Here is a 13,883-nt window from a genome sequence, read left to right as displayed (position 1 = left end):
GGCAGTTCGCGCCATGATACTGGAAAGCGCCGTACAGGCGAAATCAGCCGGGTGACAGCAGGTCCCGGGCTTAGTATCGTTGCGCCATGCCAAATGCCGACACCGCGCCATGCTGACGCTTTATCGCCGACATTTTTCTCCGCGCACCGGCGGCTACATCGCCTGTGCGGCCGTTTTCGTCTTGACCATGCTGCCGGCCTTTGCGCTTTTCGACGGCGAAAGCGCGCTGCGCGCCATTCAGCAGCGCGGCTTTCTTACCGTGCATACCCGCACCTCGCCGACGATCTACTACGAAGGCCGGCGCGGCCCTGCCGGGTTTGAGTACGCGCTGGCACGCCGCTTTGCCGATCACCTGGGCGTAAGCCTGAATCTGAAAGCCGACCACCACCTGGAAGACGTGCTGCCCGCCGTACGCGCGCACGGCGATCTGGGGGCGGCCGGGCTGGTGCTGACGCCCACCGTGCCCGGCATCGGCTTTACCCGGCCGATCATCGAGATGCAGCCGCTGGTGGTGTACCGGCGCGGGCTGAACGGCATCCAGGGCCCGGAAGACCTGGTGGGCCTGGAAATTGCCACCCTGCGCGACGCCAAGGGTGCGGGCACCTCGGCCAGCCTGCGCGATCTGCAGCAAACCTACCCCGGGCTTGGCTGGAAGGAATCCGGCGAGCTGGAAGTCGCCGATCTGCTCGCCCAGGTGGAAAACGGCCAGCTCGACGCCGCCGTCGTGTTCGCCCACCAGTTTCGCGTCAACCGGCTGTTTTTCAAAAACGTCGAGCGCGGCTTTACGCTGGGCAGGCCAAGCTCGCTGGCCTGGGCGGTCCCCGCCCGACAAAGCTCGGATCTTTTGCGCCAGGCCAACCGCTTTCTGCGCGGGCTTGAGCAAAGCGGCGAGCTTTCCGCGCTGGTCAAGCGCTATTTCGGCCACGACGACTATCTGGAATATGTCGGCACCCGCACCTTTCTCAAGCATCTGGACTCGCGGCTGCCGCGCTATCGGGCGCTGTTTCAGCAGGCCGCCCGGGGGACCGGCTTTGACTGGCAGCTGCTGGCGGCGGTGGGCTATCAGGAATCCCACTGGGACGCCGATGCGGTCTCCCCGACCGGCGTTCGCGGGCTGATGATGCTGACCTCGCCTACTGCCCGAGAAATGAACGTCGCCGACCGGCGCGATCCGGCCCAGAGCATCGACGGTGGGGCGCGCTACCTGCGCCATCTGGAAAAGCGCCTGCCCGACAGCATCACCGGAGACGACCGGCTGTTCATGGCGCTGGCGGCCTACAACGTGGGCCTTGGCCATCTCTACGACGCCCGGGATATCGCGCAGATGCGCGGCGGCGACCCCGACCGCTGGGCAGACGTGCGCGAGGCGCTGCCGCTTTTGCAGCAGCGCCAGTGGTACGAAAAAACCCGCCACGGCTATGCCCGCGGCGGCGAGCCGGTCATTTATGTGCGCAACATCCGCCGCTACCATGAAATGCTGCAATACGTCGAACGCAGCCGCCAGCAGTTTTTCCAGCTGGAACAAAACGACAGCGACGCGACACACAGCGATGCGCTGATGCCGTTTGACCTGGTGCCGCCGCTTAACTGATCGCGCCGCCAACCCGATGGGAACACTGCCATGCCGCAACCGCTTGCACGCTTCGCCGGCCCGCTGCTGCCGGTTTTTGGCACTGCTGCTGTGACCGCCTTGCTGTGGGCCGGCACCGCGCCTGCGGCACTTTTCGGGATAGCGCTGGCCCAGTGGGCGGCGGCAAGCGGGCGCACAAAAACCGCTCAAGGGTTCTCGGCCCTGGTGTTTATCGCCCTGCTGCCCGGCTTTTTCAGCTACGTCACGCCCGAGGCGCTGATCAGCACCGGCCAATGGCTGGCCGCGGTGTCGGCCGTCGCCCCCGAGGCAGCGCTGACTCAGGTACGTCCGCCGCTGCTGGCAACCCTTGCGCTGATGCTGCTGGCACTGATCCCGCTGCTGCGCCAGCGCGCCCGCCTGGGCGCCCCGCTGCTGCTGGCCGGCGCCGGGCTGCTGGTGGCCGCCCAGCTGGCATGCCGGCTTTGGCCGCTGCCGATAGCGCCGCTGCTCGCCCCCGGGTTCGGCGTGTGGCTGGCGCCGCTGGCCGGATTAACGCTGAGCCAGCTGCTGCTCGCTCGGGCCCGGTGGCAGGGCAAACCCCGGCTCAACCGCGCACTGGTGCCGGCAAGCGCGCTGCTCTGCGCGGCGCTGGTGCTGTGGCAGTATCAGTACCGCCATGTTGAAACCCGCCTGCACGACGCCACGCGCCAGGAGGGAGACGTGCTGGCAGGCCGGCTTGCCGATGACGTACACCGCCAGCTCGACGCCATGCGCCGCTTTGCCCACGCCTGGCAGCTGCTGCATACGTCGCCCAGCGCCCGGCAGTGGCGCCGCCAGGCCGCCCGGCTGTACGACGACGATTTTCGCTACCTGGTCAATATCGCCTTTATCCACCCGGACAGCCGCATTATTCACGTCTACCCGCACAGCCGGCTCAACACTAGCGTGCGCGGCCAGCACCTGTTCGCCGCGCAGCCCCAAAGCCGCCCGGTTATCGAGGCGGCCCTGTCAGGCCGGGGGCAAACCAGCACCGGCATCATCGAGCTGCTGCAGGGCGGGCCGGGGATTATCTACTACCTGCCCATGCGCGACGCCGACGACACCCTGACAGGAGCGGCGGCCATGGTCATCAGCCTGCCGCTGCTGGCCGATACGCTGTTCGATGCGCTACGGCCGGACCGCGCCCTGTGGACCTGGCACGGCCCCAGGCGCGTGCTGGCCCGCTTTGGCAGCCCGTCGCGCCCCGGGCCCTGGCGCCATCGGTACCGGCTGGATCTTTCCGGCCAGACGCTGGAGATCGTGCAGCGCCCGCTCCGCGACTATCTGCTCGCCCGCCGTTCACGGCTGCCCGCCATCACGCTGACCATCGGCCTGGTGCTGGCCTATCTGCTGTACATGGTGCTCTACACCCTGCGCCGGCTGGGCGAGCAAAACGTCGCTTTTCAGCGCAGCAACGCCCAGCTCCAGGAAGAGATCGACGAGCGCCGCCGTTTGCAGCAAGCCGTGGAATGGCTGGCCCACCACGACGAGCTGACCGGTCTCGCCAATCGGCGCCGTTTTCTGGAGCAGGTGGACAGCCTGCGCGACGCCCCGCCGCTGAGCCTTGTGCTGTGCGATATCGATCATTTCAAACGGGTCAACGATCAGCTGGGCCATTTGACCGGGGATGAATACCTGAAGGCCGTCGCCGGCATCGGCCAGGCGGTGATGGCCGAGTACGGCGGCTTTTTTGCCCGCTACGGCGGCGAGGAATTCATCGGCTGTTTGCCCGGTGCCCACCACGCGCGCGCCTGCCACGCAGCCGATACCCTGCGCCAGCGGCTTTTCCAGCGCGCCCTGCGCCAGGCAGACGGCAGCCGCGTGAGCTTGAGCGCCGGCGTGGTGACCTATCGCGGCGGCCGGTTTGATCTGCCGCACATGATGCAGGCCGCCGACGACGCGCTGTATCGGGCCAAGCGCCAGGGGCGCAACCGAACCGAAAGCGCCGCGCCGCTGGCCGAGTGACGCGCGGCTATGCCACCGGGCGCCGGGCGGCAAAAAACTGCTTGAGCAGCCGCTTCGACGCCGGCGCCAAAACGCCCGGCGTCACCGCGACGCGGTGGTTGAACCACGGCTGCGCCAGCAGGTTGGCCCGGGATTCCAGCATCCCGGTACGCGGCTCGGCGGCGGCGTATACCAGCCGCGCCAGGCGCGCGTTCACCGCCGCGCCGGCGCACATCATGCAGGGCTCCAGGGTGACGTACAGCGTGCAGCCGTCGAGCCGGTAGTTACCCAGCGCGCGGCCCGCCGCACGCAGCGCGGCCACCTCGGCATGGGCGCAGGGGTCACACTCGGCGAGCGGTGCGTTATGGGCCGCGGCCATGATGTCACCGGCGGCGTCCACGACCACCGCCCCCACCGGCACTTCGCCGGCCCCGGCCGCCAGATGCGCCTGATCCAGCGCTCGGTGCATGTAGTATTCATCGCTGCGCATGGGCGTAAACTCCGTTAAAGTGGCCGAAACGTTTGCATGATACGCAAGGAGTTGCTGCATGAACCATGAGCCCGACACCGGCGCCCTCGGCCAGCTGGTGGCGCTACTTGACGTCGAAGCGCTGGAAGATACGCTGTTTCGCGGCCAAAGCCAGGACCTGGGCCTGCCTCAGCTCTACGGCGGCCAGGTGCTGGGCCAGGCACTGGCCGCCGCTACGCGCACCGTGCCCGAAGAGCGTCAGCCGCACTCCCAGCACGGCTATTTTCTACGCCCGGGGGATCCGCACCGCCCGGTGGTGTATCAGGTCGACAAGGTGCGCGACGGCGGCAGTTTTACCACCCGCCGGGTCACGGCGATACAAAAGGGCCGGCCGATCTTTTTCTGCAGCGCCTCGTTTCAGATCGCCGAAGACAGCCGGCTGCGCCACCAGCGGCCCATGCCCGAGGTGCCCGACCCGGACACGCTGCTGCAAAAAAGCCGTGCTGCCCGGCATGCCCAGACGCAAAACCACCCCAGCCAGTTTCTGCCGGTGCCCCGCCAGCCGGGTGACACCCACCCGGCCCGGCGCTGTTTATGGTTTCGCTTTGACGGCACGCTGCCCGACACCCCGGCCCTGCATCGCCATCTATTGTCCTACGCCTCGGACTTCAACCTGCTGACCACCGCGCTGGTGCCCCACGGCGTCGGCTTCACCGACCCCGCCCTGCAGATCGCAAGCCTGGACCACGCCATCTGGCTGCACGCCGATGCCCGGCTGGACGAATGGCTTTTGTACGTTATCGAATCACCCTGGAGCGGAAACGCCCGCGGGCTTGCCCAGGGGCATATCTATCGCCGCGACGGCACGCTGGTCGCCTCAACCGCCCAAGAGGGCCTGACCCGCCTGCACGACGCCGCGAAGCACCCGGCATAAAAAAGCCGGCGCCCGCTGGGTGCGGGCGCCGGCGCTGGGCGAGCGAATCAGCCGAGCTCGTTCACCGTGACTTATTCGCCGTATACCTGTCCGATGGACGTCAGCGGATAGTGCGCGGGAAACGGCTTGCGCGCCACGCCCGAGTCCACCGCGGCCCGGGCCACGGCGGAAGACACGCGATCCAACAGGCGAATATCCACCGGCGTGGGAATGATGTAGTCGCGGCCAAAGCGCATTTCGTCGCGCTCGTAGGCGTCCAGCACTTCCTGGGGTACCGGCTCCCGGGCCAGATCGGCAATGGCGTGAACGGCGGCCACCTTCATTTCCTCGTTGATCGAGGTGGCGCGCACGTCCAGCGCCCCGCGGAAGATGAACGGAAAGCCCAGCACGTTGTTGACCTGGTTGGGATAGTCCGAACGGCCGGTGGCCATGATCACGTCCGGACGCGCGTCGCGGGCATCGTACGGGTGAATTTCCGGGTCCGGGTTGGAGCAGGCAAAAACCACCGGATCGTGGGCCATTTTCGCCAGCTGCTCTTTGGACAGCAGATTGGGCCCGGACAGCCCGACGAACACGTCCGCCCCTTCGATCACGTCGTCCAGGGTGCGCTTGTCGGTCTCGTTGGCAAACAGCGCCTTGTACTCGTTGAGGTTGTCCCGCCCGGTATGAATCACGCCTTTGCTGTCGAGCATGAAGATGTTTTCCCGGCGCATGCCGCAGGAGATCAGCAGGTTCATGCAGGCAATCGCCGCCGACCCGGCGCCCAGGCAGACAACCCTTGCGTCTTCAAGCGTCTTGCCGGCGATACCCAGCGCGTTGATCATCCCCGCTGCGGTAACAATGGCGGTGCCGTGCTGGTCATCGTGGAACACCGGAATGTTGCAGCGCTTTTTCAGCTCGCGCTCAACTTCAAAGCACTCCGGGGCCTTGATGTCTTCCAGGTTGATTCCGCCCCAGGTATCGGCAATGTGGGCGACCGTATCGATAAACGTCCGGGCATCTTCGGTGTCGACTTCGATATCCACCGAGTTGATACCGGCAAAGCGCTTGAACAGCACGCCCTTGCCTTCCATGACCGGCTTGCTGGCAAGGGCTCCCTGGTTGCCCAGGCCCAGAATGGCCGTACCGTTGGAGATGACAGCGACCAGGTTCCCCTTGCCGGTGTAGCGATAGACATTTTCCGGATCCTTGGCAATCTCGCGTACCGGCTCTGCCACGCCCGGGCTGTAGGCCAGCGCCAGATCGCGTGCGGTGGCGGTCGGCTTGGTGAGTTCTACCGAAAGTTTTCCGGGAATCGGCTTGGCATGGTAGTCCAGAGCCGCCTGCTTGAATGCATCCGTCATGGTCAGAGTCCAGTTCAGCGTTGAAAATGGAAAGGCGTCTTAGCGTATAAAAAAAACGCCCGGCGCCTCAAGCGTGCTGCCCGATCTAAAAAGAAAGGCGTACCTTCTTTCCTTTTAGCCTATTTTTTGCGACTTTTCGCTACAAATGTTCAACGTAGCCCGGCAGTTTTCTTCGCCCCGGGATGATCCGGGGCTCGTTGACAGCGCGCGTGGAAGTCCGTTTATGCCTGTTTTTATGGAAAATTATTCCACAAAATAGCATCGGGCGCATGCCTTCCGTCTTGCAGCACGTTGGATTCTACCGTCAATACGACAAACGGCATAGCATAGACCCCGCTTCGGGTGGGCACGCAGGCCACAGGCCGGCCAAAGCCTGCCCGCACGGCACGCGAAAGCAAAAAAAAGCCCACGCCAAAAGCGTGGGCTTTACGCCGGGTTTTCCGGGGCTTTTTAGCTGCGCTTCGTCGCGACACCGAAGCGCTTGTTGAAGCGCTCGATGCGTCCGCCGGTGGTCGCCTGCTTTTGCTTGCCGGTGTAGAACGGGTGGCAGTTGGAGCAGACGTCCAGAGAAAAGTCATGACCGGAGGTCGAGCCGACGGTAAAGCTCTCGCCGCAGGAACACGTCGCGGTGACCTTGTTGTAATCCGGGTGAATACCTTGTTTCATCGTGAGCCTCACAAAGCTGTATGCCGCCACCTGATCGCCTGCCAGGCACCGCATACGGGTTGAAAAACGTGCTAACCGGTTAGCCGTTGCGCCGCGCCGTTATCGCTGATAAAAGGCGGCGTGGCGCCAAGCGGTCGCGCATTCTAGCAAACCTGACGCCGGAGGCCAATTGCCCACTTGTGCCGCATCGCCTGCGCCCATACTGCGCGTGGCCCTGCCCTCGCCGCTGCGCCGGCTGTTCGACTATCTTCCCGCCGCCCGGGCGCCGGCCTGCGGCTGGCAGCCGGGGCTTCGCGTGCGCGTGCCCTTCGGCCACCGCGACGTCGTCGGCGTGGTCATCGAACTTGCCGACACAAGCGAGCTGCCCCGCCAGAAACTGCGCGCGGTAAGCGAGGCACTCGACGACACCCCGCTGCCGGCGGACTGGCGCTGGCTGTGCCGCTTTGCCGCGCGCTACTACCAGCACAGCCTGGGCGACACGCTGCACCACGCCCTGCCCGCGCGGCTGCGCCAAGGCTTTCCCATGGCCGGGCGCACCCACACGCGCTGGCGCCGCGCCCCGAACGCTCCCGAGGCGCCGAACTTCGGCCGCGCCGCCCGCCAGGCCGAGCTCTGGGCGCTTTTGGGCCAGCATCCCGGCGGTTTGGCCACCCGAGCGATCACCGCCCACGGCCTGACCCACGACGTGCTCAACCGGCTTTTACACAAAGGCCTGATCGAGCGCTGCGAGGTGGAAACCGCCGCCCCCGTTCCCGCCGGCGGCTCGCTGCTGGCAACGCCGGCCCTGCCGCTTCACCGTGAACAGTCTGCGGTGCTTGCCGCACTCCACGAAAAGCTGGACGCCTTTCACCCGTGCCTGCTGGAAGGCGTGACCGGCAGCGGCAAAACCGAAGTGTATCTGCAGCTCATCGAAGCCATCGCCGCCAAGGGCCGCCAGGCGCTGGTGCTCGTGCCCGAAATCGGCCTTACGCCGCAAACGCTTGCCCGCTTTCGCCAGCGCTTCAACGTAGCGGTGCTGGCGCTGCATTCCGGGCTCACCGACGCCGAGCGCCTGGACGTCTGGGAGGCCGCCGCCAGCGGCCGGGCCAAAATCATTATCGGCACCCGCTCGGCCATTTTCACCCCGCTGGCTCGTCCCGGCGCGATCATCGTCGACGAAGAGCACGACGGCTCGTACAAACAGCAAGACCGGCTGCGCTACCACGCCCGGGATCTGGCCGTGGCCCGGGCCCACTACCACGGCATTCCCGTAGTGCTGGGCAGTGCCACGCCGTCGCTGGAAAGCCTGCACCGCGCGCTCGACGGCCAGTACCGCCATCTGTTTTTAACCCAGCGCGCCAGCCGCCACCCGCCGGCCCGGCTGGAACTGCTCGACCTGCGCCATCGGCGCCGCCAGGGCGGGCTTTTGCCCGACGCGATCAAGGCGGTGAAGGCCACGCTCGACGCCGGCAAACAGGTGCTGGTGTTCATCAACCGCCGGGGCTTTGCGCCGACTCTTGCCTGCCACGCCTGCGGCTGGCAGGCCGAATGCGACCGGTGCGATGCGCGCATGACGCTACACCGCGCCCCGCCGCTTTTGGCCTGCCACCACTGCGACAGCCGCCGCGCCCTGCCCGATGCCTGCCCGGAGTGCCAAAGCGGTGATCTACGCGCGCTGGGCAGCGGCACCGAACGCAGCGAAGAAACCCTGCAGACGCTGTTCCCGGAGACCACGATCCACCGCATCGACCGCGACAGCACCCGGCGCAAGGACAGCTTCGAGCAGGCGCTAAGAGAAATCCAGCGCGGCGAGCCCTGCCTGCTGGTGGGCACCCAGATGCTGGCCAAGGGCCACCACCTGCCCCACGTCACGCTGGTGGTGGTGGTCAACGCCGACGGCGGGCTCTACGCTGCGGACTTTCGCGCCATGGAGCACAGCGCCCAGCTGCTCGAACAGGTCGCCGGCCGGGCCGGACGCGCCAACGATCCGGGCCGGGTGCTGGTGCAGACCCTGCACCCGGACGACCCGCACCTGACGCTTTTGGCCGCGCGCGGCTACGGGGCGCTGGCGCGCGAGCTGCTGGAAGAGCGCCGCGCCGCCGGGCTTCCGCCCTACGGCTTCATGGCGCTTTTGCGGGTAGAAAGCCCCCACGTGGACGCCGCCACCGCCCTTGCCCAAGCCGCCGGCGCAGCACTTACCGACTGGCTTGACCAAACCGCGACCCAGGCGTACTGCCTGGGGCCTGTGCCCGCGCCCATGGAGCGCCGCCAGAACCGCTACCATCTGCACGTCATGCTAAGCGCCGAGAAGCGCAGCCGCCTGCACGCCGCCGCCCGCTTTTTGACCCACTGGCTGGAAACCAGCGCCCAGGCCCGCCGGGTGCGCTGGTCGCTGGACATCGACCCGCAGACGCTGGCCTGAACCGACGCTTTGAAACTCATTGCGAAATGCTGATAATGAGCGCCCTGATGGCGACGCGCTCACCCCGTTGCCGTGCGCCCCGACCGGCGCTTGCCCACGCCGCCACCGAATTCCGGATGCTTACATGAAAGACACGATTATCTCCCTGCTGGAAAGCGCCGTCAGCGCCCTCAAGCAACAGGGCGTGCTGCCTGACGATTTCCAGCCGGCCATCAAGGTTGACGCCACCAAAGACAAGGCCCACGGCGACTACGCCACCAACCTTGCACTGGCCGCGGCCAAACCCGCCGGCATGAAGCCGCGCGAGCTGGCCTGTGCCATTATTGCAGCGCTGCCGGAAAGCGACGCGGTGCAAAAGACCGACATCGCCGGCCCCGGCTTTATCAACTTTTTTGCCGCCACCGACGCCGCCGCGCAGATCGTCGCCCAGGTGCTGGACGCCGGTGACACCTTCGGGCGCAGCATGATCGGCCAGGGCAAAAAAGTGCAGGTGGAGTTTGTCTCCGCCAACCCCACCGGCCCTTTGCACGTAGGCCACGGCCGCGGCGCGGCGATCGGCGACAGCCTGTGCCGGCTTCTGGAAGCCACCGGCTTTGACGTCACCCGGGAGTTTTACTACAACGACGCCGGCGCGCAGATTCACAACCTGGCGCTGTCGGTGCAGGCCCGGGCCAAAAACCTCACGCCCGACGACGCCGACTGGCCCCAGAACGGCTATCGCGGCGACTACATTGCCGACGTAGCGGGCGACTATCTGGCCTGCCACACGGTGATCGCCGACGATCGGGAAGTAACCGCCAAAGGCGACGCCGACGACCTGGCAGCGATTCAAGCGTTCGCCGTGGCCTGGCTGCGCCGGGAGCAGGATCTGGACCTCAAGGCCTTCGGCGTCGAGTTTGACGTCTACTTTTTGGAATCCTCACTCTACGAGGACGGCAAGGTCGAGGATGCGGTCAACACGCTGATCGCCAACGGCCACACCTATGAGCAGGACGGCGCGACCTGGCTACGCACCACCGATTTCGGCGACGACAAGGATCGCGTCATGCGCAAGCGCGACGGCGGCTACACCTACTTTCTGCCCGACGTGGCCTACCATCTGGACAAATGGCGGCGCGGCTTTACCACCGTGATCAACGAGCAGGGCGCCGACCACCACTCCACCATTACCCGGGTGCGCGCCGGGCTGCAGGCGCTTGACGCCGGCATTCCCCGGGGCTTTCCCGACTACGTGCTCCACCAGATGGTCATGGTCACCCGCTCCGGCGTGGAGGTAAAACTTTCCAAGCGCGCCGGCAGCTACGTCACCGTGCGCGATTTGATCGACGAGGTAGGCCGCGACGCCACGCGGTTTTTCCTCGCCGCGCGCCGGGCGGACTCCCAGCTCACCTTCGATATCGATCTGGCCCGCTCGCAGTCCAACGATAACCCCGTGTACTACGTGCAGTACGCCCACGCCCGGGTATGCAGCATGCAGCGCCGGGCCGAGGCCGACGGCAAACCGTTCGACCACGCCCAGGCGCTGGATAACCTGGCCCTGCTGGACAGCGATCAGGAAAACGCCGTGCTCAAACGGCTGGCTTTATATCCGGAAGCGGTGGAAAACGCCGCTAAAAATCGCGAACCCCAGCAAATCGCCCAGTACCTGCTGGATCTGGCGGCGGATTTTCACACCTGCTACAACGCCATCAAGGTCATGGTCGACGACGACGCCACGCGCAACGCCCGGCTGGCGCTGGGCCTGGCCGCCCGCCAGACCCTGCGCAACGGCCTTGACCTGATGGGCGTCAGCGCACCCGAGGAGATGTAGCCCATGGCCGCCCAGCGCAAAAAGCCCGTCCGCCGCGGGGCTACCGCCCAGCGCAAGGCCCCGGCAAAGCAGCGCCGCCGCCTGCGCCTGCCCGGCTGGCTGTGGGCGCTTGGCGGGCTGGTGGCCGGCTTCATGTTTGCCCAGCACCTCAACGGCACCGCGCCCTGGCAGGGCAAAACACCGCAAACGCCTGACAGCCCCGCGCCGGTCAACGACGCAAAAAACGCCGACGACGACGGCATGCCCACCTTTGAGTTTTACACGCTGCTGCCGGAAACCGAGGTAATTGCCCCGGGCGGCGCGGTGCCTACCCAGGTGAGCGCACCGGAGCCTGCACCGTCAGACGACACAGGCGATGACCCCATCGCCCAGGTCATTGCCGCCCGAAGCGGCACCGACGACAAGCCGGCGGCCCAACGCCAAGCGCCCACCGCGCCCGGGCGCTACATGCTGCAGGCGGCGTCGTTTCGCGAAGTGGCCGACGCCCGGGCGCTGCGTTCACGGCTGCAAAACCTGAGCCTTCTGGCCAAGGTCAGCGAGGTCAAGGCCGGCGGGGCGACCTGGCATCGGGTGCAGGTCGGCCCCTATGAAGACACCCGGGAGCTGACCCGCGCCCGGGATCTGATGAGCACCCAGGGCATTGAGCCGCTGCTGATCCAGCTGCAGGACTGACCCGGCCGGCACGGGCGGACGGTTGATTTTTCCGCCCCCGCCCGCATTTCATGCCAACGCGCATTGTTTACAGGTGCCGGGCGCCGGCATCGACAGTCACCGGGAGCCCGCCTCCCACAAGGAGTACTCTCCATGACCACTATCGTTTCCGTGCGTCGCGGTGACCAGGTCGCCCTGGCCGGCGACGGCCAGGTATCGCTTGGCAACACCGTGATGAAAGGCAACGCCAGCAAGGTGCGCCGGCTGTATCGCGGCCGCGTTCTGGCTGGCTTTGCCGGCGGCACCGCCGATGCCTTCACCCTGTTTGAACGCTTTGAAGCCCAGCTGGAAAAATACCAGGGGCATCTGACCAAGGCCGCCGTGGAGCTGGCCAAGGACTGGCGCACCGAGCGCGCTCTGCGCCGGCTGGAAGCGCTTCTGGTCGTGGCCGACCACACCACCTCGCTGGTCATTACCGGCAACGGCGACGTCGTCGAGCCCGAACACGGCGTGATTGCCGTGGGCTCCGGCGGCAACTTTGCCGAGGCCAGCGCCCGGGCGCTTTTGGAAAACACCGAGCTGTCCGCCCGCGAGATCACCGAAAAATCCCTCGCCATTGCCGGTGACATCTGCGTGTTCACCAACCACCACGTCACTATGGAAGAGCTTTAAGCCATGACTCAGATGACACCCCGCGAGATCGTCCATGCGCTGGACCAGTACATCATCGGCCAGAAAGACGCCAAGCGCGCCGTGGCCGTGGCCCTGCGCAACCGCTGGCGGCGCATGCAGCTTGACGCCGAGCTGCGCCCGGAAGTCACGCCCAAAAACATCCTCATGATCGGCCCTACCGGCGTGGGCAAAACCGAAATCGCCCGCCGGCTGGCCAAACTCGCCCGGGCCCCGTTCATCAAGGTCGAGGCCACCAAGTTCACCGAGGTGGGCTATGTGGGCCGCGACGTGGAGTCCATCATTCGCGACCTGATGGAGTCCTCGATCAAGATGGTCCGCGAGCAGGCCAAGGAAGAAGTCGGCAACCGCGCCGAAGACGCCGCCGAAGACCGCATTCTCGATGCCCTGCTGCCGCCGCCCCGAGGCCAGGAAGACAAGCCCCGGGAAGACAGCGGCACGCGCCAGTCGTTTCGCAAGAAGCTGCGCGAAGGCCAGCTCGACGACAAGGAAATCGACATCGAGCTTTCCACCCAGGGCCAAAACGTCGACATCATGACCCCGCCGGGCATGGAAGAAATGACCAGCCAGCTGCAGAACATGTTTTCCAACATGGGCCAGCAGAAAAGCGAAACCCGCCGCGTCACGGTCAAGGAAGCGTTCAGCCTTCTGCGCGACGAAGAAGCCGGCAAGCTGGTCAACGAAGACGACATCAAGACACGGGCCGTTGAGGCGGTCGAGCAGCACGGCATCGTGTTTCTCGACGAAATCGACAAGGTGGCCAAGGGCAGCGGCCAGTCCAGCGGCGGCGATGTCTCCCGCGAGGGCGTGCAGCGCGACCTTTTGCCGCTGATCGAAGGCTCCAGCGTGTCGACCAAGCACGGCATGGTCAAAACCGACCATATCCTGTTTATCGCCTCCGGGGCGTTTCACCTCTCGCGGCCGTCGGATCTGATCCCTGAGCTGCAGGGCCGTTTGCCCATCCGCGTGGAGCTCGACGCGCTGACCCCGGACGACTTCAAGCGCATCCTCACCGAGCCCTCGGCTTCGCTCACCACCCAGTACGAGGCGCTGCTGGCCACCGAAGGGCTTGAGGTCGAATTCACCCCGGACGGCATCGAGCGCATCGCCCAGATCTCCTGGCAGGTCAACGAAGGCACCGAAAACATCGGCGCGCGCCGGCTGCACACCGTCATGGAGCGGCTGCTCGAAGAGGCCTCGTTCAAGGGCGGCGACATGGACGGCCCGCTGACCGTTGACGCCGACTACGTCAACGCCCAGCTCGGCGAGCTTGCGGTAGACGAAGACCTCTCGCGGTATATTCTCTAGCGCCGCCGGCGCGTTTTTGCGCCGCTCTTTTGCCCCCTTGCCCCGCGCATCAGGCGCG

Annotated in this window: 11 protein-coding genes; 8 read left to right on the top strand and 3 right to left on the bottom strand. The window is 66.2% G+C overall.

Annotated elements, in window-relative coordinates:
* Positions 1-109 precede the first annotated feature (109 nt).
* The gene (mltF, locus tag ABD654_RS08960; RefSeq protein WP_344704404.1) at positions 110-1,591 is read left to right on the top strand and encodes a membrane-bound lytic murein transglycosylase MltF; all 1,482 of its coding nucleotides are present in this window, start codon (positions 110-112) and stop codon (positions 1,589-1,591) included.
* Between the two features lie 30 nt (positions 1,592-1,621).
* The gene (locus ABD654_RS08955) at positions 1,622-3,574 is read left to right on the top strand and encodes a sensor domain-containing diguanylate cyclase (RefSeq protein WP_344704403.1); all 1,953 of its coding nucleotides are present in this window, start codon (positions 1,622-1,624) and stop codon (positions 3,572-3,574) included.
* A 7-nt stretch (positions 3,575-3,581) separates the two neighbouring features.
* Here the strand turns inward: ABD654_RS08955 and tadA are convergent, their stop codons facing one another.
* Positions 3,582-4,043 carry a tRNA adenosine(34) deaminase TadA gene (gene tadA, locus ABD654_RS08950; RefSeq protein ID WP_344704401.1) on the bottom strand — a complete coding sequence of 154 codons (462 nt, stop codon included), beginning with the start codon at positions 4,041-4,043 and terminating at the stop codon, positions 3,582-3,584.
* A gap of 58 nt (positions 4,044-4,101) precedes the next feature.
* Here tadA and ABD654_RS08945 point away from each other — a divergent pair, with 58 nt between their 5' ends.
* Positions 4,102-4,956 carry an acyl-CoA thioesterase domain-containing protein gene (locus tag ABD654_RS08945; RefSeq protein ID WP_344704399.1) on the top strand — a complete coding sequence of 285 codons (855 nt, stop codon included), beginning with the start codon at positions 4,102-4,104 and terminating at the stop codon, positions 4,954-4,956.
* Positions 4,957-5,027: 71 nt separating this feature from the next.
* Here ABD654_RS08945 and ABD654_RS08940 read toward each other — a convergent pair whose 3' ends face one another.
* Complete coding sequence (locus ABD654_RS08940) at positions 5,028-6,299, bottom strand: malic enzyme-like NAD(P)-binding protein (protein ID WP_344704397.1); 1,272 nt, start codon at positions 6,297-6,299, stop codon at positions 5,028-5,030.
* 450 nt (positions 6,300-6,749) lie between these two features.
* Positions 6,750-6,965, bottom strand: a complete 216-nt coding sequence (gene rpmE, locus ABD654_RS08935) for a 50S ribosomal protein L31 (RefSeq protein WP_344704395.1) — start codon at positions 6,963-6,965, stop codon at positions 6,750-6,752.
* Between the two features lie 169 nt (positions 6,966-7,134).
* Between rpmE and ABD654_RS08930 the strand changes: the two genes are divergently transcribed.
* The 5 genes from ABD654_RS08930 to hslU all read left to right on the top strand — a co-directional run bounded on the left by ABD654_RS08930 (position 7,135) and on the right by hslU (position 13,825).
* Positions 7,135-9,366, top strand: a complete 2,232-nt coding sequence (locus tag ABD654_RS08930; protein WP_344704393.1) for a primosomal protein N' — start codon at positions 7,135-7,137, stop codon at positions 9,364-9,366.
* Between the two features lie 124 nt (positions 9,367-9,490).
* Positions 9,491-11,176 (top strand): arginine--tRNA ligase, encoded by a 1,686-nt coding sequence (argS, locus tag ABD654_RS08925; protein ID WP_344704391.1) that lies wholly within the window; start codon positions 9,491-9,493, stop codon positions 11,174-11,176.
* 3 nt (positions 11,177-11,179) lie between these two features.
* Positions 11,180-11,848: an SPOR domain-containing protein gene (locus ABD654_RS08920; protein WP_344704389.1), complete on the top strand. Its 669-nt coding sequence runs from the start codon at positions 11,180-11,182 to the stop codon at positions 11,846-11,848.
* Between the two features lie 132 nt (positions 11,849-11,980).
* The gene (gene hslV / locus ABD654_RS08915) at positions 11,981-12,499 is read left to right on the top strand and encodes an ATP-dependent protease subunit HslV (protein WP_344704387.1); all 519 of its coding nucleotides are present in this window, start codon (positions 11,981-11,983) and stop codon (positions 12,497-12,499) included.
* Between the two features lie 3 nt (positions 12,500-12,502).
* The gene (gene hslU, locus ABD654_RS08910; protein WP_344704385.1) at positions 12,503-13,825 is read left to right on the top strand and encodes an ATP-dependent protease ATPase subunit HslU; all 1,323 of its coding nucleotides are present in this window, start codon (positions 12,503-12,505) and stop codon (positions 13,823-13,825) included.
* Positions 13,826-13,883: the final 58 nt, after the last annotated feature.

The organism is Halomonas cibimaris (genome assembly GCF_039537045.1).
GTDB classification, from domain to species: Bacteria; Pseudomonadota; Gammaproteobacteria; order Pseudomonadales; family Halomonadaceae; genus Vreelandella; species Vreelandella cibimaris.
The sequence above is the reverse complement of the archived record's forward strand: the minus strand, read 5'-3'. Positions and strand labels throughout refer to the sequence as shown.